Below are 688 nucleotides of genomic sequence, written 5' to 3' on the forward strand. Positions count from 1 at the left end.
TGGGCAAAAACGCAGATCTTGCGATAGTTGTCGGCGGTGATGGCAACATGCTGGGCGCAGCGAGAATTTTATCGCGTTTTGACGTGCCTGTGATTGGCGTAAACCGTGGCAATCTAGGCTTTTTAACTGATTTAAACCCAGACGATTTCCAAGCGGCACTCAAAGCCGTACTTGCAGGAGAGTACATTGAAGAAGAGCGTTTCTTACTTGAGGCAGAAGTGCATCGTCATGGTCAAATAAAAAGTCATAACGCCGCTTTAAACGAAGCCGTGCTCCATCCTGGGCAAATCGCACATATGATTGAGTTTGAGGTGTACATTGATGAAAGCTTTGCCTTCTCTTTACGCGCCGATGGGTTGATTGTCTCCACACCAACAGGCTCGACAGCATACTCACTTTCTGGTGGTGGCCCTATTCTGTCACCAAGCCTGAATGCCATTTCACTGGTGCCTATGTTCCCTCATACCTTATCTAGCCGTCCGTTGGTGGTTGATGGCAAACGTAGAATCAAACTGATTGTGTCACCAGTAAATCGCGGTACACAAGAAGTAAGTTGTGATGGACAAGTGTCGCTGCCAGTTTCTCCCGGCGATGAGATCCACATTTATCAAAGCCCAAATGTACTCAAACTCATCCATCCGAAAGATTACAGCTACTATCACGTATTACGGAACAAACTCGGTTGGTC

The 688-nt window shown here is 47.1% G+C and carries 1 protein-coding gene; it reads left to right on the plus strand.

Annotation, left to right across the window (positions count from 1 at the left end):
• The coding region (gene nadK, locus R7093_RS25700) for an NAD(+) kinase (protein ID WP_318147084.1) at positions 1-688 on the plus strand (688 nt) is incomplete at both ends.

It is taken from the genome of Vibrio sp. 1580 (genome assembly GCF_033340055.1).